Source organism: Flavobacterium defluvii (assembly GCF_900129555.1).
Lineage (GTDB): Bacteria > Bacteroidota > Bacteroidia > Flavobacteriales > Flavobacteriaceae > Flavobacterium > Flavobacterium defluvii.
This window is the reverse complement of record NZ_FQWC01000005.1, coordinates 113,021-137,021: the sequence shown is the minus strand read 5'-3', so window position 1 is coordinate 137,021 and position 24,001 is coordinate 113,021. Positions and strand designations below refer to the sequence as shown.

General features: G+C 34.4%; 16 protein-coding genes. 12 read left to right on the top strand and 4 right to left on the bottom strand.

Annotation, left to right across the window (positions count from 1 at the left end; translation table 11 throughout):
- Positions 1–15: 15 nt before the first annotated feature.
- The gene (locus BUC29_RS12625) at positions 16–996 is read left to right on the top strand and encodes a YheT family hydrolase (RefSeq protein ID WP_073416538.1); all 981 of its coding nucleotides are present in this window, start codon (positions 16–18) and stop codon (positions 994–996) included.
- Here the strand turns inward: BUC29_RS12625 and BUC29_RS12620 are convergent, their stop codons facing one another.
- From BUC29_RS12620 to BUC29_RS12610, 3 genes are all read right to left on the bottom strand, one after another.
- Complete coding sequence (locus BUC29_RS12620; RefSeq protein ID WP_167369538.1) at positions 997–1,791, bottom strand: 4'-phosphopantetheinyl transferase family protein; 795 nt, start codon at positions 1,789–1,791, stop codon at positions 997–999.
- Entirely contained in the window at positions 1,778–5,788 is a 4,011-nt protein-coding gene (locus BUC29_RS12615) for a non-ribosomal peptide synthetase (protein WP_084538644.1), read from the bottom strand. The genes BUC29_RS12620 and BUC29_RS12615 overlap by 14 nt, the downstream gene beginning before the upstream one ends.
- A 79-nt stretch (positions 5,789–5,867) precedes the next feature.
- Positions 5,868–11,183: a type I polyketide synthase gene (locus BUC29_RS12610; RefSeq protein ID WP_073416536.1), complete on the bottom strand. Its 5,316-nt coding sequence runs from the start codon at positions 11,181–11,183 to the stop codon at positions 5,868–5,870.
- Positions 11,184–12,047: 864 nt separating this feature from the next.
- Here BUC29_RS12610 and BUC29_RS12605 point away from each other — a divergent pair.
- The 5 genes from BUC29_RS12605 (at position 12,048) to BUC29_RS21355 (ending at position 16,379) form a co-directional block, all read left to right on the top strand.
- Positions 12,048–12,530 carry a T9SS type A sorting domain-containing protein gene (locus BUC29_RS12605; RefSeq protein ID WP_073416535.1) on the top strand — a complete coding sequence of 161 codons (483 nt, stop codon included), beginning with the start codon at positions 12,048–12,050 and terminating at the stop codon, positions 12,528–12,530.
- Between the two features lie 11 nt (positions 12,531–12,541).
- On the top strand, positions 12,542–13,279 hold the full coding sequence (locus tag BUC29_RS12600) for a hypothetical protein (protein WP_073416534.1): 738 nt from the start codon (positions 12,542–12,544) through the stop codon (positions 13,277–13,279).
- Entirely contained in the window at positions 13,276–15,465 is a 2,190-nt protein-coding gene (locus BUC29_RS12595) for a hypothetical protein (protein WP_073416533.1), read from the top strand. The genes BUC29_RS12600 and BUC29_RS12595 overlap by 4 nt, the downstream gene beginning before the upstream one ends.
- A 431-nt stretch (positions 15,466–15,896) precedes the next feature.
- Positions 15,897–16,130 (top strand): helix-turn-helix transcriptional regulator, encoded by a 234-nt coding sequence (locus BUC29_RS12590; protein ID WP_073416532.1) that lies wholly within the window; start codon positions 15,897–15,899, stop codon positions 16,128–16,130.
- A 45-nt stretch (positions 16,131–16,175) separates the two neighbouring features.
- Complete coding sequence (locus tag BUC29_RS21355; protein WP_139260510.1) at positions 16,176–16,379, top strand: helix-turn-helix domain-containing protein; 204 nt, start codon at positions 16,176–16,178, stop codon at positions 16,377–16,379.
- 71 nt (positions 16,380–16,450) lie between these two features.
- On the opposite strand, the gene BUC29_RS12585 is transcribed toward BUC29_RS21355, so the two are convergent.
- On the bottom strand, positions 16,451–16,918 hold the full coding sequence (locus tag BUC29_RS12585; RefSeq protein ID WP_073416531.1) for a UpxY family transcription antiterminator: 468 nt from the start codon (positions 16,916–16,918) through the stop codon (positions 16,451–16,453).
- Between the two features lie 501 nt (positions 16,919–17,419).
- On the opposite strand from BUC29_RS12585, the gene BUC29_RS12580 reads away from it, so the two are divergent.
- The 6 genes from BUC29_RS12580 to BUC29_RS12555 all read left to right on the top strand — a co-directional run bounded on the left by BUC29_RS12580 (position 17,420) and on the right by BUC29_RS12555 (position 23,905).
- On the top strand, positions 17,420–17,854 hold the full coding sequence (locus tag BUC29_RS12580) for an adenylyltransferase/cytidyltransferase family protein (protein WP_073416530.1): 435 nt from the start codon (positions 17,420–17,422) through the stop codon (positions 17,852–17,854).
- Positions 17,844–18,848 carry a mannose-1-phosphate guanylyltransferase gene (locus tag BUC29_RS12575; protein WP_073416529.1) on the top strand — a complete coding sequence of 335 codons (1,005 nt, stop codon included), beginning with the start codon at positions 17,844–17,846 and terminating at the stop codon, positions 18,846–18,848. The genes BUC29_RS12580 and BUC29_RS12575 overlap by 11 nt, the downstream gene beginning before the upstream one ends.
- Before the next feature lie 10 nt (positions 18,849–18,858).
- Positions 18,859–19,812 (top strand): GDP-L-fucose synthase family protein, encoded by a 954-nt coding sequence (locus BUC29_RS12570; RefSeq protein ID WP_073416528.1) that lies wholly within the window; start codon positions 18,859–18,861, stop codon positions 19,810–19,812.
- Positions 19,813–19,904: 92 nt separating this feature from the next.
- Positions 19,905–21,029 (top strand): GDP-mannose 4,6-dehydratase, encoded by a 1,125-nt coding sequence (gene gmd / locus BUC29_RS12565; protein WP_073416527.1) that lies wholly within the window; start codon positions 19,905–19,907, stop codon positions 21,027–21,029.
- Between the two features lie 136 nt (positions 21,030–21,165).
- The gene (locus tag BUC29_RS12560) at positions 21,166–22,626 is read left to right on the top strand and encodes a nucleotide sugar dehydrogenase (RefSeq protein ID WP_073416526.1); all 1,461 of its coding nucleotides are present in this window, start codon (positions 21,166–21,168) and stop codon (positions 22,624–22,626) included.
- Entirely contained in the window at positions 22,607–23,905 is a 1,299-nt protein-coding gene (locus tag BUC29_RS12555) for a lipopolysaccharide biosynthesis protein (RefSeq protein ID WP_073416525.1), read from the top strand. The genes BUC29_RS12560 and BUC29_RS12555 overlap by 20 nt, the downstream gene beginning before the upstream one ends.
- Positions 23,906–24,001 lie beyond the last annotated feature (96 nt).

Genomic DNA, 24,001 nt, shown 5'->3' with positions numbered 1-24,001 from the left:
AAAAAACTCAGCATCATGCCGGTAATTGAACAATCAGGATATAATTCTCCCGCAATTATTCATAGAAACAGACATGTTTCTACGATTTATGCCGCTTTGTTTAAAAAGTTTGAAGTTCCGGGGTATACAAGAGAAAAGCTCGAATTGAATGATGGAGACTTTATCAATATCGATTTTCTTATAAATAATCCAAAAAAAGCGGTGATTTTGTGTCACGGTTTAGAAGGCGATTCCCGCAGAACTTATAATAATAGCTGTGCGGCTTATTTTCAGGAAAAAGGATTTTCGGTTTTTGCATGGAATAATCGCACTTGCGGAGGAGAGATGAACCGTCTTCCAAGACTATACCATCATGGAGCAGTTGACGATCTCGATGAAGTTGTTCAGTTTGTTTTAAAAAAAGGATTTGAAGAGGTTTATATGATTGGCTATTCAATGGGAGGTGTACAGCTGCTGAATTATTTTGGATGGACAAAAATTGATGAACGCATAAAAGCCGGAGTTTCTATTTCTGTACCAACTCATATTGCTACAAGTGCCGAAATATTGAAACAAGGTTTTAACAGAGTTTATTTGAAGAATTTTACAATTGATATTAAAAGAAAATTAAAATACAAAGCCACACAATTTCCAGATTTTATAAATCGGGATCAAATTGATAAAATTTCCTCGTTTGATGAAGTCGATCAGTACTTTACTGCACCATTGCATGGTTTTGCCAGCCGGGACGATTATTACCAGCGTGTTTCTCCTGAATTTTCTCTTAAAAATATCACAACTCCGGTTTTAATTATTAATTCTTTGGATGATCCTTTTTTGGGGGAAAGATGCTATCCTAGAGAAATAGCTCAGGAAAGCCAATACGTTTATCTGGAAACCCCAAAATATGGAGGTCATTGTGCTTTTCCTTTACGAAATTCAATGTATTCTTATGCAGAGAAAAGAGCGTATAATTTTTTTAAAACATATAAATCTGCCGAAGTAATTAAGGCTTAATCAATAATTCTTTTTATAGGTCATTTCTAAAAGATTCTCCATGCTGTTTGGAATACTGCATAATAATAAATTATTAGAGGCTGCAGGAAGTCCTTCAAAAGCAACTGCACCTAAATAATGTTCGTTAAAATCAAAACTGTACACCTGCCAGTTTTGAGTATTTTTTACCAATTTAAAGTCCAGATTGTGCTGTCCGTCTGTAGACGGAATATACTTAAAATCTTCATCAATTCCCTTTCCTAATGCCTTTACAAACGCTTCTTTACGTGTCCATAACGTGTAAAAAGCATTTTTTTTATCATCAGCATTTTGAATTGCAGCTCTTTCATGATCGTCAAAAATATCCGGAAGAAGGCTTGTGAATTTAAAGTCTTTTGACAAATATTCGATATCCAGCCCTACCATTTTGCGAGAAATTGCAATAGCTGCATAGTCTTCAGAATGTGACATATTAAAATGCAGCCACGGATGTGAAGCTAAATAGGGTTTTTTATTAAAATCATAATCAAGATGAATGTTTTTTATGTCAGATTTCGTGTAAGCTCCTAAAATAAGTTTTAAAATCGATCGGTATATTATAAATCTATTTCTGTCTATTTCTTTATAAAAACGTTTTGCTTTTTTAAGTTCGGGAGAATTAAGAAACTGAGATAAATACGATTTTAACTCAATAAAATTAGGCAGGTAAATAGTGTAAATGATAATATCGCCCGTGCTTAAAGAATATTCCCTGCCAGAAACTAATGTATCACTCTTTATATTCAAAAATGAAATAAAGAGTTTAGATGTTTTCATGTTTTTCATCTAAAATATCTTGAAGTAGTCTGGCTAAAACAATATCATTTGGCGGGGCTACAATATCCAAATGATTTCCTGAAATATTATGAATTGTAACTCCTCCCAAAGCTGCTTTTTTCCAGCCAAGATGTGTTGGATCAAGTTTATAGTTATCATCATCTTTTGATCGAAATAAATCTACGTTAAAACTTTGTGGTTTAAGATGGTAACGATCAACAATTTTTCTAACTAAACCATCGGCTTCTATAAATTGTTCCAATGCCAATGCTTCCTGTTCCGTCATGACTTTTTTCTTGCCGAAATGTCTTTGTAAAATGTATTCTTTTTTACCGTTTATACGCATTTTAAAAGCTTTCCAGCTCAACAGCATTTCTTTTAGAAAATCCAATCTTCGATGTGTAATATCAAAGTATCTCACGAGTTGTTTTCGTCTGTAACTTCCATAATAATAAGATGAATCTACATAAGAGTCGAGTAGTGCAGTCAGGCTCACTATTTTTCCTTGTTCTTTTAACTGGCGGGTCATCTCAAAAGCGACAATTCCACCAAATGAAAATCCGGCCAAAGCATACGGACCTTTTGGATTTACTTTGATAATAGCATCGATATAATGCGCCGCCATGGCCTCAATTGATTCGTACCAACCGTCAAAACCTTTTGGTTTCGTACCCTGAATACCATAAATAGGCTGATCGTCATCAAAATGTTTGCTTAAATTCATAAAATTTAAAACATTAAGTCCTGCACCGTGAATGATAAAAAGAGGTACTTTATTACCCTGCGGTTTTATTGGAACCAAACAATCTGAATAGATTTCAGTTCCGGTATTTAATAATTTGGCAAATTTCTCGACGGTTGAATATTTAAACAATGCTGATAAAGGAATTCGTTTTCCGGTATGTTTCTCGATTTCAATCATCACTTTTACGCCTTTGATCGAATGTCCTCCCATTTCAAAAAAATCACTGAAAATGTCAATATTTTCAATATTCAGACTTTCTTTCCAAATAGCAGCCACAATATTTTCTTCTTCTGTGCGAGGTGCGGTGTAATGAAGTTTTTTATTGGTTTTATATTTCGATAATGCTTTACGGTCTATTTTTCCGTTTAATGTTGTTGGGATTTTTTCCAATAAATTAAAGTCATGCGGAATTAACTGTGCAGGAAGCTTAGAAGTTAAAGCTTCACGCCATAAAGGAATTTGACTCTCAGCATTTTCCAGATCAGAATCAGGAACGATATGAGCGATAAGAAAATTTTCATCTGCCAAAACAACAGCATATTTTATACCATCAAGAAGTAGTAAAGCTTGTTCTACTTCGCCAGGTTCGATACGATGTCCTCTAATTTTGACTTGTTGATCCAGACGTCCTAAACATTCAATTTCGTTATTTGGAAGTAATTTCCCTAAATCGCCCGTGCGATATAGCAAGTTATTTTTATTGGAAGAAAATTTGTTTTCAATAAATTTTTCAAATGTTAATTCCGGTCTGTTCCAATATCCTTTTGCAACGCCATCGCCGCCAATTGCAATTTCACCAATTTTTCCCGGTGCGACAAGCTGACCTTGATTATCAATGATATAAATCTGCGTGTTTCCAATTGGTTTTCCAATCGTTATTAATTTATCCTCTGTTTTTATTTGTTTAACAGATGACCAGATTGTGGTTTCTGTTGGGCCATAAACATTCCAAAGTGTATCACATTTCTGCAAAAGTTCTTTTGCAAGATCAGCCGGCATTGCTTCGCCTCCGCATAAAGCTTTTAGAGGTAATTTTTGAGTCCAGCCAGAGTCTAAAAGCATTGACCAGGTTGTTGGTGTTGCCTGTAGAAAATTGATGTTTTCTTTTTTTACCAAATCAAGTAAAAGCCGGCCGTCTCTGGTAGTCTCATGATCTGCCAAAATTAATGTCGCGCCTTTTATAAGTGGTAAATAAAGCTCTAAACCTGCAATGTCAAAAGAAATTGTAGTAATAGAAAGCAACCTGTCATTTTCGTCAAGACCAGGTTCCAAAGCCATGCTGTAAAGAAAATTAACTAAGTTTTTATGCGTAATAGGAACGCCTTTCGGATTTCCGGTCGATCCGGATGTGTAAAGTATATAAGCATTATTATCTGGACTAACTGCAACAGAAATAGGTGATGACGAATAATGGTTCAAAGAATCCATGGCATCTTCTATAAAAAATGTTTGCGGCCATGTTGGCAGCGATGCAAATAACATTTTACTGGTGATTAAAGCTTTTGCACCAGAATCTGTCAGCATAAATTCTAAACGTTCTTTTGGATATTCTGGATCTAACGGGAGATATGCCGCACCGCACTGCATTATAGCAAGCAGAGTATAAAGCAGTTCCGGACTGCGCGAAACAGAAACTGCTATAAAATCTCCAGACTGAACACCTTGTGCTTTTAAATAATTTGCCAGTTGATTTACTTTTTGGTATAATTGAGAATAAGTAGTTTTTGAGTCATAAAATTCTAAAGCTGTTTTGTTTGGTGTTATTTCTGCCTGTTTTTGAAGTAATTCTGTTAAAGCTGAATTTGGATAAGGCATTACTGTATTATTCAAGGCATTATAATCGGCTAAATAATGACTTCCAATTATTTCAGATAACGGTTTTTCGGCATTGGTAATTAAATTGTTGAAGGTTTCCTGAAGTGTAACCATCATTTGATTTATTTTTTCTTTGGTAAACAATGTTGTATTGTATGACCATTGAAATATAGGGCCGTTTTTGGTTCTGAAAATATGAAGCTGGATTTCAAAAGTTCCAAATTGTCTGGGATTCACTTTTAATTCATGAGAAAGTCCTGCAAACGAAAATTCGCTTTCGATGTCACGATTCATATCAACTGTTAATATTACAGGAACTAGCGGAATTCTGGATGGATCTCTTTGAACTGCAAAACTTTTAAGCAAATGGCCAAAACTTACCTGTTGATGTTCATAAGCATCAAAGAGCTGAGAATTTCTTTGTTTTAAATATTCTAAGAAAGTAGCGTCGGGATTAATTTTACTTCGTAAGGGAAGCAGGTTTGCACAATCTCCAACTAATTGTTTCATGTCATAAAGTGTATTTCCTGATGATGGAAAGCCAACTACCAAATCATTTTGACCTGTAATTTTGCACAAAAAAACTTCGAATGCTGCCAGCAAAGTAGTAACCAGACTGCAGCCAACATTTATTCCTATAGTTTTTAATGAATTGGTAAGTGTATGATCTAGTGGAAAATCAATACGATCGCTGTTGTAGGTGCGCAAAGAAGGTCTCGGATAATCTAAAGGCAATTCGATTACCGGAGCAGATTCTTTATAAATATTCAGCCAAAAATCTTCAAGATGTTTGTATTCATTACTTTCCGTAAAAGAATTAATTCTTTCCGCATATTCGCTAAAGCGTTCAGGATTTGGCAAATCCGGTTCTTTACTTTCTGCATATGCAGAATACAATGCTCCAAGTTCTTCTAATATAATATCAATACTTAATCCGTCACCAACAATATGATGAATAGTTAAAGTTACAAGATGTTCAAGATCATCAATTTTAAGCAAATTAATTTTAAATAAAGGTCCGTTAACGAGATCAAAAAGAGCATTCACTTCTTCTTTGACAAAAGCATTTATAGAAGCTTCTTTTTTTGTTGTTTTTATTTTAGAAAAATCATTGCGGGAAATTTCAAAATTAACCTCGGTGTAAATACACATAAAACGACCGTCCGGGCTAAATACAGATCTCAAACCTTCATGACGATGTATTAGAGTTTTTACTGCTTGCTCAAAAACAGCTAGTATCAAATTGCCTTTGAGTTTGACAGATACAGACAAATTATATGCTCTATTGGCATCGCTGCCTCCAAAAATACAATCGGTCCATATTTCCTGTTGTGCATTTGTTGTATGAATTACACGTTCAATTTCAGGCGAAAATGGATTGAATCGAATTAAAGTTTCAGTTTCCATTTCTGTTTGTATTTGAGATTTGATTTCCATTGGTATTATGTTTTAAATCGAATTGCACAATTTTTAAATTGACAATTTTGAATATTAATTACCTTGAGATTTTTACTTATTATTTAAGATTTATCCTTTTAAAGTTTCCGCTTTGAGATGGATCTTCGATAAACCAGGCCGGATTTCCGTTTTCATCACGTCCCAGTTTACTCCCTTCAACAGGAGGTTCGTTTGCCATTATGGTATATTTCTTTTCAGAAGCAGTATTGGTTTCAAAAAATGGCTGATTGGTAATTTTAGAAATGTCGAAAATCTTTCCTTTTTTATGGACTCCATTATTTCCATTGGTTACACGATCATCATTATTTAATTTAACTGCCTCAAAATGTTTTACTTTTAAATTTACAAATGAAGTATTTCCGTTTACTGATGAGTTTTTTAAGTTTTGTAATTGGTCTACTTTTTGGCTCAAAAGCTGAATTTGATGTATAATATCTTCTAATGAAACTTGATTTTCATTTGCTGATACCGTTGTATTATTTGGCTGAATAAAAGGTTCAGCAGTTTGATTGATAATAATTTCGTTTTCTTTGGTTTTAACTTTTTCAGGAAGATTAAGTTCAATATAATCTGCTAAAAGTGCCGGTGTTGAATAAGTTTCGTTAAGTTGTCTGAAAGTAATAGGAAGATCAAATTCTTTTTTCAATTTTCCTGATAATTGGGTTAACGATAAAGAATCCAGCCCTAATTCTAAAAATGTATTTTCAGCCGAATCAGAATCGTACGTTATTCCTGAGGCATTTTTTATAATTTCTGAAATCTGAATAAGAATCGAATCTTTTCTTGAATTGGTTGTACTTGTTAAAGGTTCTTCATTATACGAAATATTTTGTATATCAGCCGCAGCAGTTTTTTGAACAACAATATTTTCAAGAGTATTTAGAGGTTCAATCCAGCAGGGTTTTCGGTCAAAAACATAACCCGGCAGTTCAATTTTTTGTCTTTGCTGCTGACTGTAAAAAGATTTCCAGTCCGGATTTATTCCTCTTAACCATAAATCGCCCAAAGCATTTAATAAAGTGGCATATTCATTATCATTTTCCTCTTTAGGAAAATTGATACTCGCAAAAGCGGCAATAACTTTTCCTGCAGCCTGCTGGCGTGCTAAAGTAATAAGTGTTTGGCCCGGACCAACTTCTAACAAAACAAAATCTTCTAATTCAAAAGCCGTATCCATTGCATCTGCAAATCTTACGGTATTTTTTAACTGATTAACCCAATATTCCGGATTTGTGGCTTCGGTGTCTGTGAGCCAGGTTCCTGTTGCTGTCGAAATAATAGGTAATCTCGGAATACTTAATTTTATTTTTTCTATTTCATTTTTAAAACTTTCCAAAATAGGATTCATCATAAAAGAATGAAATGCATGACTTGTAAGAAGCAGTTTGTTTGGAATTTCATTTGAATCCAGTTCCTGATTAAAAAGCGCAATATCTTCTTTAGTGCCCGAAACCACACAAAACTGATTTGAATTTATGGCCGCAATCGAAAGGGTATCCGGAATTAATTCCTGTAATTTTTCTATTGGAACTCTTACGGCTAACATTGATCCGCCCGGAAGTCCGCTCATTAATTTTCCTCTTACGGCAACTACACGCAAAGCATCTTTTAAACTCATAATTCCGGCTAAATGTGCTGCTGCAAATTCACCAATGCTGTGGCCGCACAAAAAAGTTGGTTTAATGCCCCAGCTAAGCCATAACTGAGACAAAGCATATTCGGTAACAAATAAACTTGGCTGTGTTAAGCGAGTGTCTTTTAAACGCTCTTCGGCTTCGGTAGAATTAATTTCGGGATATAGTATAGTGCGAATATCTAATTGTAAGTCTTCTACCAGTAATTCGGCACATTTATCAACGGCGTCGCGATACACTTTTTCACTATCATAAAGTGTTTTTCCCATTTGTAAATATTGTGCACCTTGTCCCGGAAAAAGAAATCCTATTTCGCCAGGGACACTTTTTAATACTGAAGATTTGGTACTTTTTGCAGTTAGAGAAAGCAGTTTTTCAGCAGCATTTTTTGAAGAATCGGCAATTAAAAAACTTCTGTGATTGAAATCATCCCTTGTCATATTCAAAGAATAAGCCACATCTGCCAAAGGAATTTCTTTTGCTTTATCAACAAAATGCCCCAAAGCATTTTCGTAGCCTAACAAGCTGTTTTTGCTTTTGGCAGACCACATTAAAATTTCAAGTGGTCTTCCTGTTGAGGATTGCTGAGGTTTTGAAACATATTCTTCTACAACCGCATGAACGTTTGTGCTTCCAATTCCAAAAGAACTCACACCTGCTCTTCGTATACTATCGTTTTTCCAGTCAATTAATTCATTGTTAATGTAAAACGGACTGTTGTAAAAATCTATATTAGGGTTTGGTTTCACAAAATTTACCATTGGCGGAATTTTTTTATGGCGCATTGCAAGCAAAACTTTTATTAGCCCTGCAACACCTGCAGCAGCAGTAGTATGTCCCAGATTACTTTTTATAGAACCTAAAGCACAATAATTATTTTTTTCCTGTTTGCCATATGCAATTTTAAGTCCTTCTATTTCGATAGGATCGCCAATAGGTGTTGCTGTTCCGTGCGCTTCCATATAACTTATGGTCGAAGGAGATATTTTAGCATCGTTAAAAGCACTGATAATCGCTCCAGCCTGACCTTTTGGACTTGGCGCCATAAAACTGCCTTTGTCGCCTCCGTCATTATTAACGCCAACGCCTTTAATTACGCCATAAATAATATCGCCGTCTTTTTCTGCTTCTTCCAGCCTTTTTAATAAAACTACCCCTGCACCGTCACTAAAAACGGTTCCTTTTCCCGAAGCATCAAAAGATCTTGTAGAGCCATCGGGACTTTTTATAAATCCGTCATCAAAAAGGTGACCGCTGTTCATAGGAGCTGTTACGCTTGAACCGCCTGCAAGAGCTACATCGCACATACCAGCTCTTATCGCTTTTACAGCTTCGGCTACAGCCAGCAAAGAAGTAGAACAGGCAGAATGCACGCTTACAGAAGGGCCTTTTAAATTTAAATGATATGAAGTACGAGGTGCAATAAAGTCTTTTCCGTTTACGGTATAAATCTGGAGTTCGCCAACTGAACTTTTTAGTTCTTTATTCAGAAAAATATTGTTTTCAAAATAACTGTTTATTTCACTTCCTGAGTATACACCAATACTGCCTTTATAATGTTTTGGCAGATGTCCGGCTTGCTCCAGAGTTTCGAAACAAATCTCCATAAATACCCGTATTTGCGGATCCATTGCGGCGGCAAGCTGCGGATTTAATCCGAAGAAATTGGCATCGAATGTTTTGGCTATAGGTAAAATTCCTCTTGCGCCTATATAAAGCGGATCTTTACGAAGGTTTTCAGGCAGACTTGGATCGAGTTCATCTTTTGTAAAAAGAGAAATTGTTTCTTTTCCGTCTCGCAGATTTTCCCATAATTCTTCGATTGTGTCTGAACCTGGAAATCTTCCGGCCATACCAATTACGGCAATATCTGCAGAAGTTGTTTTATTGTTGTTTTCCTTAAATGAAAATACATCTTCTCTGCTATTGTTTTCGCTGTTATTTTCTTCTAAAATAGCTGCAAGTTCTCTTATGGTTGGGTGAATATAAATTTTTGAAACAGGAACATCTTTTAATAAATTCTGTCTCATTGTTGTGGTTACTTTTTGTGCCAAAACCGAGCTTCCGCCCATATCAAAAAAATCGTCATCGATACCTATATTCGATATTTTCAATTCATCTGCCCAGATTTTTGCAATTTCTTTTTCTAATGGCGTGTTTGGTTTTTTGAAAAGCGGAGCAGAATCGGGTCTGTTATATTCAGGAACAGGTAGATTCTTTTTGTCAATTTTTCCATTTGGGGTTATCGGAAAGTCTTCTACCCAAATGTATTTTGACGGAATTAATATTTCGGGTAAAATTTTAGCAAGTGCTACTTGTATTGTTTTTTCATCCTGCAATAGTTCGCCGGATTTTAAATAAGCAATAAGTTTATCTTCATTTCCAATAGAATTGCTTACAACAACAGCAGATTGTTTTATTCCTGAAAGACTGTTTAATGTGGCTTCTATTTCGCCCAATTCAATACGATGCCCTCTAATTTTTACCTGATGATCGATTCGGCCTAAACATTGAAATTCTCCGTTTGGCAGTAATTTTCCAAGATCTCCTGTTCGGTATAAAATAGAATTTGGTTCGGATGAAAACGGATTTTGAATGAATTTTTCTGCATTAAGTTCCGGACGTTTCCAGTAACCTTCTGCAACTCCGTCTCCGCCAATAACTATTTCTCCAATTATTCCCGGAGCAACTGCTTTTCTTTCTTCATCTAATAAATAAATTTGTGTATTTGCAATAGGTAATCCAATTGTAATTAATTCATCATCAGCATGAATTTGTTTTACTGCAGACCAAATAGTAGTTTCGGTTGGGCCGTACATATTCCAAAGTGAATCACATTTTGCCGTTAATTGACGGCCAAGATTTAAAGGCATTGCTTCTCCGCCGCACAGAGCTTTTAATGCGAGCGGATTTTTCCATCCGGAGTCAAGTAATAACTGCCAGGTTGTTGGCGTTGCCTGCATTATTGTAATTTTCTTTTCTTGTAAAAGATTAAGTAAAAGCTGACCATCGCGGGTAGTTTCGTAATCGGCAAAAACTACCGAAGCGCCTTTTATTAATGGCAGAAAAAGTTCTAAACCAGCGATATCAAAAGAAATAGTAGTTATAGAAAGCAATTTGTCTTCTGCAGTTATGCCCGGCTCAATAGCCATGCTATAAAGAAAGTTGACTAAATTTTTGTGCGTAACAGTTACTCCTTTAGGTTTTCCTGTAGAACCAGAAGTATACATCATATAAGCAGCAAAACTTTGAGAAACGCCGGCAGAGAGCGGTAGAGTTGAATGCTGTTCAAGTGAAGCTAATGTATCTTCAATTACTATGGTTTTTGAATAATGGGGTAACGAACTTAAAAGTGATTTTGTTGTTAATAGAAAACTGGCTTCAGAATCTTCCAGCATAAATTCTAAACGTGCAGTTGGAAATTTTGGATCTAAAGGCAGATAAGCAGCTCCACATTGTAAAATAGCTAAAAGCGAAGCCGTTAATTTTGGAGTTCGCTCCATAGATACAGCAATAATTTGTCCCGAAGATATACCCTGAGCTGAAAATGAATTTGCCAGTTGATTGGTCATTTTTGCCAATTCGCTGTAAGTAAGCTGTTCATTTTCAAATTCGAGTGCTATCGCATTTGGAGATTTTTCGGCTTGTTCTGCAAAAAGTTCATGCAATGCATTTTTTGGGTAAACCATTTTAGTCAAACTTATCTCGTTGCCTAAATTATTGTTGTTAGCTCTTTTCATTTTAATGTCTTAAAATTAAAGTTGAACGAAATAATACATGGTAAACTAGAAAAAAAGTCACTTAAGTCGGGGCCAACAATTCATTTACAACTGGTTGTTAGTTAATAGATAAATGAAAGAATAATAAGTAGTTTTTAATCATTGTTATAACATCTATTAAAATTTTATTTTGCCTTGTATTCAATAAGTTAGTTCAAAAAAAAGATTTTTTTTTCACTCATAATTGTATTTTCCGTATAAAGCTATTATTCTCGATGAATGACATTTTTTGGATTATACTTTTCAAAAAAATCAAAAATTGGAGGGATTTTTAATGTCAATTTTTTAAACAAAAACATTCTACATTTTCACAGGTAAATTTATTACCAAATTCATCTGCCGGAATGTGTTTTAAAAGTCAATAATTCCTTATTAAGACTAATTTTTCCCTTGTAAGGAAAAACTTTATTTTGATATAAAAAATCAATTAGCTTTGTTTGATTTAAAATATTTATAATCAATAATTTAGGTGTTAATTTAATGCAGAATTTTTTACGAAAGCACCTATTAATTAAAGATTAAATAAAAAGGATTTAGTGATATAATTTAGAAGAATAAATAAGCGTTAATAGAAGTATTAACTGTTTTATACTGTAATCAAAATATTTAATTTTCGAAGTTGTATTAAAGACTTAAAATGCATAAAAAACATTTTTTCGATGTAGGTAAATAGTCACTAAAATACTACATTTTGTGTAGTTTATCGGAAATAAAAATCGTTATATCGATTTTATTTTTCTATTAAATATTTTTGCAGTATAAATAAAAAGGCTTATAAAAACTGTGAAGTATTTAAATATAAAAATCTTTAATCTACTCATAATAATGATGGCTTTTTTTCCTTTAAAAGGAATTAGCCAAACCACGCAGATAAACGATACAATGGAAACTATAATTCCATCCGGGAGCAATGCAAGCGGTAGTTCAGGTTCTGTGACATACTCAATTGGACAAGTATTCTATACTTACATAGGATTGCAGGCAGATTATATTGTTGCTCAGGGAATTCAACAGCAGGAATCAGATAAAAATCTGGGCACGCCAGAGGTTGAAGAGCCTAAAACAGAAATATTTGTTTTTCCAAATCCGGCAGCAGATTTTGTTAATGTAAGCATGAAAGGATATGAACTGGAAAGCGAAAACCGATCCTTTAAACTTTACGACATTCAGGGCAGATTAATAAAACAAAACAAAATTAATCAGGATGATACCCAGGTTAGCTTAAATAATCTTAGTCCTTCTATTTATATCCTTGTGGTGTATGTAGACAATCACATTTTGAAATCATTTAAAATATTAAAAAAATAAAGCATAGCATAATGAAATTTTCGCTTACCATACTATTATTATTTGTGACCTTTACGTTCAAAGTATTTGCACAGGCACCAGAAAAAATGAGTTATCAGGCCATTATAAGAAATCAGAATAATGATTTGGCTGCAAACTCAAGAATAAGTCTTAGAGTTATTGTGCATCAGGGAACTGCAACCGGAACAACAGTTTATCAGGAAACACATTCTCCAACAACAAATAATAATGGTTTAGTTTCTCTTGAAATAGGAACAGGAACGGCCAGTACAGGAACTTTTAGTGCAATTGCGTGGGACAAGGGTCCGTATTTTATCGAAACACAGGTTGACGCAAACGGAGGAACAAATTACAACATTATGGGCACTACCCAGCTTTTAAGTGTTCCTTATGCATTACATGCTAAAACTGCCGAAAGACTGGTAAGCGGAACCGGCGGCGCAACTAGAGCAGCTATAATTTCATTTACTTCATCCAGAAATATTACGGCCACAGATGTAAATAATACATTAGAATGTACAGGAACTGCAACCTTAACCCTAACTTCAGATTTTGGAAGCATGGCTACAGGCGATACGATCAATTTAGAAGCTCATAATGGAGCAGTACTAACAATTCAGGCATCTTCTGGAGTATCAATTAATTATAATTCAGGCGGGAGTGCCAAGTTTACCAGCACTGCCGGAAACGTACGATTTGGGTTTCTTAGAAAAATAGGTACAAACGCCTATATTATATCAGGACAATGAAAAAGCTGCTAATTTTTTTATTCTTTTCAACTGCAGTTTTTTCGCAAAACTATCAATATGCTATTGAACAGGTTCCTGCGACAGTTCCTGAACAACCCACCGGCGTAAACAATCAGTTAGAAGAAATCGAATATTTTAAAGCTTATTTATTGCCCATTGCGCAAAAAGCAACACTTCAGGCGGCTTTAGATAAATATGGATCAGTTCGTTTAGAAAGAGGAGATTATTCGGGGGTTAATCTTATAATGAAAAGCAATCAGCGATTATACGGACATCCCACGTTAACTAAAATCTCTAATGTGACTATTGCAGCCGGAAGTACAAATGTTCATATAGAACAGCTTTCATTTGTAGATCGTACGCTTAGTTTTGAAGCCGGTGCCCCAATTACAAACTGCGTTCTTAAAACGTTGCGATATGTTTATGTATCGGCAATTGGAGCAAAATTAGAAAATAACGAATTGATAAATATTGGAGGACAAATTAAATTTGACTGCAGTGCAGCGGGTTATTTCAGAAACAATAAAATCATAAAACACCAGGCTCAGTCTATTTCTAATCAATTAGTAATGAAAGGAAACAGCACAACGCCGAGCTACGGTAACGTTAACCTGCATTCTAATTATTTAACTCCTGCGGGCGACGCCACAGATATTGACGGATTACAGTCGGCTATTTTTGTTGGCGTTGACAGCGAAGGATGGAACCTGAATGGGCAAGGAACAAAAGCAATGTTTACAGCCAAAAATATGGGTAATTTAAAAATTACCGATTTTGGCGGCGGAAATGCTTATTCAGCCGTTCAAACCGGATCGTATGATATTGACGCTCAAAATGTTTTCTTCTTAAATAAATATCTTAAAACCTCAAATGATATTATCTCAGCCAGAACAAATATGTTTTTGGTCGATGGAGAAGGGACTTATAAAAGAGGAAGCGGAACTGTTACCGGATTTGATTTACTTGGAAATCTTGACAAAACCAACGCTGTAAAATATAATGGAGCTGAACAAACGAGTACAATTACCAACTCAGCTGTTACAACTGCTATAACCAATACTATTTTAGGAACAAAATATACTCCGTGGGCAAGACCGGTCTGGGAAATATTACCAGATCCTTTAGGACCAAACTGGAAAACAGAAAGAACGGGAAAAACCGATCAAACGGCTTATATTCAAAATCTTATTGATACAAAAGGAATTGCAGAATTACCGGAAGGAAAATTTTATATAGGATCTACTTTAAAAGTACATCTTGACGGAAATCATGGCATAATTGGGCAGGGAACAGGTAAAACAGTAATTGTAGGTTTAACAGATGATTTTCCTTTAATTACGCTCGATACGGGAACCGATACAAATTTTGTTTTGGCCAATTTAACCCTGCAGGGCGGAAGTGTGGGAATATATGCAGGAAAAAAGAACAATGTGGGAATTGGTCAAATTGCCTATGCAAACTTAAAATTTGTTGTGTTTAGAGATCAGACTTACGGAATTCATTTGTACCAGATTATGGGGCTTGATAATAATTACTTAGAATATCTAAGTTTTGTAAATTGCAGCAAAGGCTTTTTTCAGGAACCGCTGTTACCATACGCAGGAGATTATAACACATCGAGTTACGTAGACAAAACAATGTTTTACAGAAGTCAGTTTATAAATTGTGAAACCGCAATGTCTATGAAGGCAACAAGACCGGATAACTTAAACGCCTGGCTCGAATGTAAGTTTGATAAAGGAAAAACAGCTCTGGATATGGGAGCGCAAAATTATCCTATAATTGCCAATTGCGATTTTAGTAATTATACTGGAAGCAGCGTAATAAACAGTAACTCGATTTCGATATACAGTTCTAATTTTTATAATAATACGTCATCAACAGCAACTTTGAATGCTATGATTACTTATATTGAAGGATGTAAATTTTCAGATAGTTCTAAAATGTTTGCACCTGTAATGTATAACTCAACTTTTCATTACATACTGAATTCCAGTATTACGGGAGATGTAGTTGTCGCTAAACCGTCGAATTTATATTACGATTCTTCAGCGATTTATGTAAACTCGACATTATCGGCAAATCCAGCTTTAAGCAAATTATTGGTAAATGTAAAAGTAGGTGTTCCGACGGTTATAATCAATTCGACGCCAAATCCATATCCTCAATTACTAGTTACTCAATAAAAAAATATTTTTATATAGAAAAAGGTTCAGATTTAAATTATCTAAACCTTTTTTTTTGCTTTAATATTTAATTTTTGTAGGCTATTTCTGTTGATTTTGCCTTATTTTTCAATACTTCAAATCAAATTTTATTTCGTTTAAAAGAGTAATTTGATAGCCGTAAAAGGCTTCAAATTGTATTTTATCGGATTTTAAAATCCGTTGAACAGATTTATTATTATAAACTGAAAACAATATATATTTTTAACCACGATTTAAAAAGAATACTAAATAAAAACGTTCATTTGGCTTTAAACTTTATTAATAATTAAACACTTACGTAAAAAAGATGGTTTTTTAATAAAGTATGATGTAAACAAATTATTACGCTTTTGTATTTTCAAAATCCGGTAATAATTTCAAAATAAGTATTATTTATATTTTTTGATTTTATGAAATACAGTGTATACGAAAATATTAGAAAAATAAGAGAATTAAAAAATTTAACCAGAGAGTTTGTAGCAGCTGAACTTAAAATGAGCACCAGTGGTTATGGCAAGATCGAAAGGGGAGATGTTGATTTAACTGTTTCTAAATTAATTGAAATTTCAAAAGTTTTAGAGGTCTCAATTGAGTTCATATTCAAATTCGATGTTTCTATATTTTTTAACGAAACAAGCAGGTAATCATCTGCAAAAAAATACCAGCAAACAAATTAAAAGAATAAGATTATGGAAAATTATTACTTAAGAATAAAAGAGTATCGGTTGCAAAGTAATCATACTTCTGAATATGTAGCCATTCAAATGGAAATGAGCGTAAAGAAATACGAAAAAATAGAACAGGGGATGGTTGATCTGAAATTGTCAAAACTAGACAAACTGGTTAAAATTTTAGGGATTAAAAAAAGCGAAATTTTCAAGTTGACAAATTAAACTTTTTAAATAATAATCATTTTGAATTCTTCTTCAGGAAGAATTCAAGGTGAATAAAAAACAGAATTTTATTACTTGTGTTTTACTTTTAAAACATATCCTAAAGATTCTAAAATTAACACATAATGCGTTTTTGTAATATCTTTGATTACCGCATTTTGATCGCAGAAAGGTCCTGAATTTAAATGTATTTTATCTCCAATCTGGTATTGCATTACTGAAATTTCTTTGGCAGTATCGCCGCAGTTAAGCCACTCTTTTATAGTTTCAATTTCATTGTCTTTTACAATGGCATGTCTTCCAAGCCAAAACAAATACCTAACCACGCCCGGAGAATGAAATACCATATTTCTGTCTTTTTCAGGTAATTGAACAAATATGTAATTATTAAATAATGGCACTTCTACCTTAACTTTCCTATCGGATCTTTGCTGTGTTTTTTTAATTAAAGGACAGTAACAATTTATATTAAACTTTGTTAATTGCTCTGCAGCTCTTTTTTCCCATTTAGGTTTGGTGTATACTACGTACCATTTCATAATCTTAAATTTATTTGAGGTTGTAAATTAGTTTATAGGTAAGATGTATTTGTTTTTTAATGCATACACAATTCATTAAAAAAAAAAAGAAATATTTCAGTAGAAATATAGAGTGTAAATTTAATTTGAAGACAAAAAAATCACCAAAATATTTCATGCTAATTTTTCCTTATTAAGGACATTTAATCACAAAAATGTAATTTCTTATCAGCTTCATTATCATAATTTTATCTTAAAATATTGTGATGTCAGGATTGTAAATGTCGATTTAAAAATCTTGTTTTTATACAGCATATTTAAATCTCTATAAACAGTCGAAAGCCACAAATTTTGCCTTATTATTTTCTCTTTTTTGGATAGTAAAAATGTAACTATTCACGGGGAACCCTTATTCAAAAAATTAAAATACAGCGCCTAAACCCCAATAAACAGGTTCATAATTTTTTTCACAGATCATTACTCCATTCATAAACTGATTATTTAATTTAAAACATTAAAAAGATGAAAATTGGAATAACCTTTAGTGCTTTTGATTTGTTACACGCGGGGCATGTAAAAATGCTTGAAGAAGCAAAACAAAATTGTGATTATTTAATTGTTGGCCTGCAGACAGACCCAACGCTGGACCGCCCGACAAAAAACAAACCAACTCAAACAGTTGTTGAACGTTACATACAATTAAAGGCATGTAAGTTTGTTGACGAAATTGTACCTTATGCTACAGAACAGGATTTAGAAGATATTTTAAAATCTTTTACTATCGATGTACGTATTATAGGCGATGAATATAAAGAGAAAGATTTTACAGGCAGAGCTTACTGCGAAGAAAAAGGAATCGAGTTGCACTACAATACCCGCGATCATCGTTTTTCGAGTACAAATCTTCGTCATGAAGTGTATCAAAAAGAAATTTTAATGCATTCTAATGGCAATTAGTACTACCATTACTCATGTAGTTTTAACCGGCGGAATTGGCAGCAGACTTTGGCCTCTTTCCAGAAAAACACTTCCAAAACAATATCTCGAACTTTTTGACGGACAGTCACTTTTTGAAAAAACAGTACTTCGAAACGAAAATGTTTCTACAAAAACGATAGTGGTTGGAAATATTGAAAACTATAAAATGAGCAATGCTATAATGTCAAAATTCAACAAGCATTTTACTCATATTATAGAAGCAGTTCCCCGCAATACAGCTGCAGCGATTGCATTTGCAGCATTGGCATCAAAACCAGATGATATTTTGTTGATTACACCATCAGACCATATTATCGGAGGTACCGAATTGTACAACAATGCTTTGTGGCATGCCATTGTATTAGCCAATCAGGATTATCTGGTAACCTTTGGCATTCAGCCCACTAAACCCGAAACTGGTTATGGTTATATCGAATTTGAAAATGAAAATGTAATTGCATTTCATGAAAAACCCGATTTTAAAACAGCTGTAAGATATCTTGAAAGCGGAAATTATTTCTGGAATAGCGGACTTTTTTGTTTCAAAGCCGGAAAGTTTTTAGCAGAACTCGAAAAGCAGGAGCCAGAAGTTTACCAAACTTCAAAAATAGCTTGGGAGAGCAATATAAATGGGTTTCTGGATTATGATTTATCTCTCAATATTCCTTCCATCAGCATTGATTATGCCGTTATGGAACGAAGCAATGACATAAAAGTAATTCCCGCTCATTTTGACTGGTCAGATTTAGGTTCTTTCGAATCGGTTTATGATTATCTCGTTCAAAAAGGACATCCTATCGATGCTAATCGCAATATTGTTATAGGGACTTCTTTGCACACGACCTTTATTGGGGTTAAAAACTGTATTCTCATATATACATCAGATGCTTTGATGGTGCTCCAAAAAGAAAACTCTCAGGAAGTAAAACAAGTGTATCAGCAGTTAGAATCGATAGCTTCACCATTATTGTAAAAAGAATATTATGATCGATAAAAATTCCATAATATACATTGCCGGACACAACGGAATGGCAGGAAGCGCTATTTGGAGAACTTTAACTGCAAAAGGTTATCATAATCTTGTTGGAGCTTCGAGCAAAGAACTCGATTTAAGAAAACAAAAAGCCGTTCGGGATTTCATCAGAAAAACAAAACCGGATGTTATTATCGACGCTGCCGCAAAAGTGGGAGGAATCCAGGCAAACAATGATTTTCCGTTTGATTTTTTAATGGAAAACATGCAGATTCAAAACAATCTCATAAACGAAGCGCATCGTCTGGCGGTTGATAAATTTATTTTTTTGGGAAGTTCCTGTATTTATCCAAAATTAGCGCCTCAGCCATTAAAAGAAGAATATCTTTTGACAGCACCTTTGGAACCAACAAACGAATCGTATGCTTTGGCAAAAATTTCAGGAGTAAAATTATGCGAAGCCATCCGCAGACAATACCAAAAAGATTTTGTGAGTTTAATGCCAACCAATTTATACGGCTTTAATGACAATTTTGATTTGAAAAGTTCTCATGTTTTACCCGCCATGATTCGCAAATTTCACGAAGCCAAAGAAAACAATAATGCAGTCGTTACACTATGGGGAACAGGAAAACCAATGCGCGAATTTTTGTTTGTAGACGATATGGCCGAAGCAGTTGTTTTTGCTTTAGAAAATGAGCTTCCGGATCATTTGTATAATGTTGGAACCGGAAAAGATTTAACTATTAAGGAACTGGCATCAACAGTCCGGAAAATTGTGGGGCACACAGGAGACATTCTTTGGGACGACACCAAACCCGACGGCACGCCAAGAAAATTAATGGATGTTTCTAAAATGCACAACATGGGCTGGAAACATCAAACAGAACTCGAAGCAGGAATATATAAAACCTACAGTTGGTTTTTAGAGAACATCGAAAACTTCAAACAAAAGGTTTATTAACCTTTTTAGATTACTCCCATACTTCAAATCATTACAACTTTATAAAATTGCGACTTTGCAGCATAATGCCTCTGTGCTTTATAATTTAGATTATGAATCCATTGAAAAAAACAGCTCTTATAACAGGAGTCACAGGACAAGACGGAGCCTATTTAAGTGAATTTTTATTAGAAAAAGGCTATATCGTACACGGATTAAAAAGACGTACTTCGTTATTTAATACAGACAGAATCGACCATTTATATCAGGATCCTTATGTAGAAAACAGAAATTTTATTCTGCATTATGGCGATATGACAGACAGCACAAATTTAACCCGTATTATTCAGGAAATTCAGCCCGATGAAATTTACAATCTGGCTGCCATGAGCCACGTTGCCGTTTCGTTTGAAACTCCGGAATATACAGGAAACGCAGACGGATTGGGAACTTTAAGACTTCTGGATGCCGTTCGTTTGCTTGGGTTAGAAAAAAAGACACGTATCTATCAGGCTTCAACTTCAGAATTGTATGGCAAAGTACAGGAAGTTCCGCAGTCTGAAAAAACGCCATTTTATCCGCGTTCGCCTTATGCAGTGGCCAAAATGTACGCATACTGGATTACGGTAAATTACAGAGAAGCTTACGGAATGTACGCCTGCAACGGAATTTTATTCAATCATGAATCGCCTATTCGCGGTGAAACATTTGTGACCCGAAAAATTACCCGAGCCACTGCCAGAATCGCTTTAGGTCTTCAGCATAAATTATATCTTGGAAATCTCGACGCACAGCGCGATTGGGGACATGCCAAAGATTATGTACAAATGATGTGGATGATTCTTCAGGCTGATGAACCGGAAGACTGGGTTATTGCAACCGGAAAAACCACAACTGTCCGCGAATTTGTACAAATGAGTTTTGCAGAAGTTGGTATCGAATTAGAATTTAAAGGAAAAGGAGTAAACGAAAAAGGTCTCGTAAAATATTGCAGTAATCCTGATTATCAAATCCCGATAGGAACAGAAGTTTTGGCCGTCGATCCTAAATATTTCAGACCTACAGAAGTAGATTTATTAGTTGGTGATCCCACAAAAGCCAGAACCAAACTGGGCTGGAAATGCAGTTATGATTTACCGGGATTGGTAAAAGAAATGATGCAGTCTGATTTAAAGCTGATGGAAAAAGAACAGCATTTAAAAGAATACGGATATACCATCTTAAATTATTTTGAATAAGCCGAAAAACCATAAATAAACCAGCAATTTAATTTAAAACACATAGGAACTAGTTTCTTTTAATAGTCTTAAAATTCCTAAAAACTATGTTTCTATGTGTTTAAAAAAAATTACACTTCACGTAAAAACTAACTAAATGAAAATCAAAAATATTTGCTGTTTAGGCGCCGGTTATGTTGGCGGACCCACAATGTCTGTTATAGCATTAAAATGTCCTGAAATTAAAGTAACCGTTGTCGATTTAAATACAGAACGCATTTTGGCATGGAATGAAGAAAATTTAGAGAAACTTCCTGTTTATGAACCCGGACTTGCCGAAGTCGTTCGCGAAGCAAGAGGCCGAAATTTATTTTTTTCGACCGAAGTTGACAGCGCCATCGAAGCCGCAGACATGATCTTTATCGCAGTAAACACGCCAACTAAAACATACGGCGAAGGAAAAGGAATGGCTGCCGATCTAAAATTTGTAGAATTATGCGCAAGGCAAATCGCCAGAATTGCTAAAAATGATAAAATCATTGTAGAAAAATCAACGCTTCCTGTTCGAACTGCACAAACTTTGCAGACTATTTTAGACCATACCGGAAACGGAGTAAAATTTGAAGTGCTTTCCAACCCTGAATTTTTAGCAGAAGGAACAGCCATCAATGATTTATTAAATGCAGACCGGGTTTTAATTGGCGGCAACCAAACCGAAAGCGATCAAAAAGCCATTCAGGCATTGGTAGATATTTATGCACATTGGCTTTCGCCGAAGCAAATTTTAACTACAAATGTATGGTCTTCAGAATTATCAAAATTAACTGCCAATGCATTTTTAGCACAGCGAATTTCGTCAATAAATGCATTATCAGCTTTATGCGAAGTTACAGAAGCCGATGTTGATGAGGTTGCTGCAGCGATTGGGACAGATAGCAGAATTGGTTCTAAATTTCTAAAAGCTTCAGTTGGTTTTGGCGGTTCTTGTTTTCAAAAAGATATTTTAAACCTTGTCTATTTATGCCGCTATTTTAATCTGCCGGAAGTTGCCAGTTATTGGGAACAGATTATCATTCTCAACGATTATCAAAAATACCGTTTTGCAAAAAATATTATCTGCACGCTTTTTAATACCGTAAGCGGAAAAAAAATAACCTTTTTGGGCTGGGCTTTTAAAAAAGATACCAACGATACCAGAGAATCTGCAGCAATTTATGTAGCAGAACATTTAATCGAAGACGGTGCCGAAATTCATGTTTATGACCCAAAAGTTTCGGAAGAAAAAATAAAAGCAGATATGCGCTATTTATGGGAATTAAAAGGAATTTCTGAGGAAAAAATCAAATCAAAATTAAACCAGATTTTTGTTTACAAAACTGCAGTCGAGGCTCTCGATAAGGCACATGCAGTCGCAGTTTTAACAGAATGGGATGAATTTAAAACCTATGACTGGAAAACTGTTTACAGCAAAATGTACAAACCCGCTTTTGTTTTTGACGGACGTAATATTCTAGATTCTAAAAAACTTACGGCAATAGGTTTTCAGGTAAAGGGAATTGGAAAAGACATTCGTTTTAGTGATAAATTAAAAGGAATAAATGAATTGGTCCTTAGATAAAATAAGACAGCATCAGCATTTTGATAAAAGTTTAAATTTCATAAAGTTAATTTCGATTGTAGGAAGTACAGAAGTCATATTAAAATTAATAGGCTTTATTTCCGGAATATTAATCGTCAGAATGCTTCCTGTTTCTGAATACGCATTGTATACGCTGGCAAATACCATGTTGGGAACTTTAGTCATGTTTACAGATTCAGGTATTTCAAATGGTGTAATGGCGCTGAGTGGAAGAGTCTGGAAAGACCCAAAAAAACTCGGAATTGTCTTGGCAACAGGTTTAGATTTAAGAAAGAAATTTGCCTTCATAGCCTTAATAATTGCCACGCCAATAATCATCTATTTATTATTAAAAAATAATTCGGGCTGGTTATCAGCAGTTTTAATCTTTCTTTCTTTAATTCCGGCTTTCTATGCCGCGTTATCCGATTCTTTATTAGAAATAACACCAAAACTGCATCAGGATATTTCAAGTCTTCAAAAAAATCAATTAAGAGTCGGAATCGGAAGACTGGTTTTGATTGTTTTAACGATATTTATTTTTCCATGGACATTCGTTCTTATTTTGGCTTCCGGAATTCCGCAGATGTATGGGAATTCAAAATTGAAAATAATCAACAGAAAATTTGTAGAAAGCAATCAAAATCCTGATCCCGCGATCCGAAAAGAAATCTTAAAAATTGTAACCCGCATTCTGCCCAATATTGTATTTTACGCGCTATCAGGACAAATCGTAATTTGGATATTATCTGTTTTTGGCAACTCAACTGATTTGGCTAGTATAGGAGCCTTGGGCAGGTTTGCGGCACTTATGGCCTTTTTTACAACAATTTCAGGTACATTATTTCTGCCTCGCTTTTCTAGATTACCAGAAGAAAGAGAAATACTTTTAAGATATTTTTTATCTTTTCAATTAATTCTTTTTCTGGCTGCAGGCTGTATTATGTTGACTGTCTTTTTGTTTCCTGCCCAAATGTTGTGGCTTTTAGGGGCTTCGTATAGTTCTTTATCATCCGAACTTTTTTTAATAATGCTTTCAAATTGTATTGGTTTAATTGCCGCGATGAGTGGAAATTTAATTGGCAGCAGAGGACATTTTTTAAATCCAATTCTCATCATTTCCTTGAATTTAGGCACTGTTATTTTCGCTTATTTTATTTGGGATTTAACAACCCTTAGAGGCATTTTATATTACAGCATTTTTAATCAATTTATATCCTTAACAGCAAATTATATATTTAGTTTTTCAGTAATAATTTCTGCCAAAAAAATAGATTAAGAATTATCTCTAAACACAAGATTTGCAAACATAGCCCGCGGTTTTCAACCGCGGGAACATAATGTAAAGAACATCCAATATATGCTCCCCGTGGTT

Coding starts and splice junctions, on each gene's coding strand:
- BUC29_RS12625 (WP_073416538.1), top strand. CDS start 16: ATGCCGGTAATTGAACAATCAGGATATAATTCTCCCGCAATTATTCAT.
- BUC29_RS12620 (WP_167369538.1), bottom strand. CDS start 1,791: ATGAAAACATCTAAACTCTTTATTTCATTTTTGAATATAAAGAGTGAT.
- BUC29_RS12615 (WP_084538644.1), bottom strand. CDS start 5,788: ATGGAAATCAAATCTCAAATACAAACAGAAATGGAAACTGAAACTTTA.
- BUC29_RS12610 (WP_073416536.1), bottom strand. CDS start 11,183: ATGAAAAGAGCTAACAACAATAATTTAGGCAACGAGATAAGTTTGACT.
- BUC29_RS12605 (WP_073416535.1), top strand. CDS start 12,048: ATGATGGCTTTTTTTCCTTTAAAAGGAATTAGCCAAACCACGCAGATA.
- BUC29_RS12600 (WP_073416534.1), top strand. CDS start 12,542: ATGAAATTTTCGCTTACCATACTATTATTATTTGTGACCTTTACGTTC.
- BUC29_RS12595 (WP_073416533.1), top strand. CDS start 13,276: ATGAAAAAGCTGCTAATTTTTTTATTCTTTTCAACTGCAGTTTTTTCG.
- BUC29_RS12590 (WP_073416532.1), top strand. CDS start 15,897: ATGAAATACAGTGTATACGAAAATATTAGAAAAATAAGAGAATTAAAA.
- BUC29_RS21355 (WP_139260510.1), top strand. CDS start 16,176: ATGGAAAATTATTACTTAAGAATAAAAGAGTATCGGTTGCAAAGTAAT.
- BUC29_RS12585 (WP_073416531.1), bottom strand. CDS start 16,918: ATGAAATGGTACGTAGTATACACCAAACCTAAATGGGAAAAAAGAGCT.
- BUC29_RS12580 (WP_073416530.1), top strand. CDS start 17,420: ATGAAAATTGGAATAACCTTTAGTGCTTTTGATTTGTTACACGCGGGG.
- BUC29_RS12575 (WP_073416529.1), top strand. CDS start 17,844: ATGGCAATTAGTACTACCATTACTCATGTAGTTTTAACCGGCGGAATT.
- BUC29_RS12570 (WP_073416528.1), top strand. CDS start 18,859: ATGATCGATAAAAATTCCATAATATACATTGCCGGACACAACGGAATG.
- gmd (WP_073416527.1), top strand. CDS start 19,905: ATGAATCCATTGAAAAAAACAGCTCTTATAACAGGAGTCACAGGACAA.
- BUC29_RS12560 (WP_073416526.1), top strand. CDS start 21,166: ATGAAAATCAAAAATATTTGCTGTTTAGGCGCCGGTTATGTTGGCGGA.
- BUC29_RS12555 (WP_073416525.1), top strand. CDS start 22,607: ATGAATTGGTCCTTAGATAAAATAAGACAGCATCAGCATTTTGATAAA.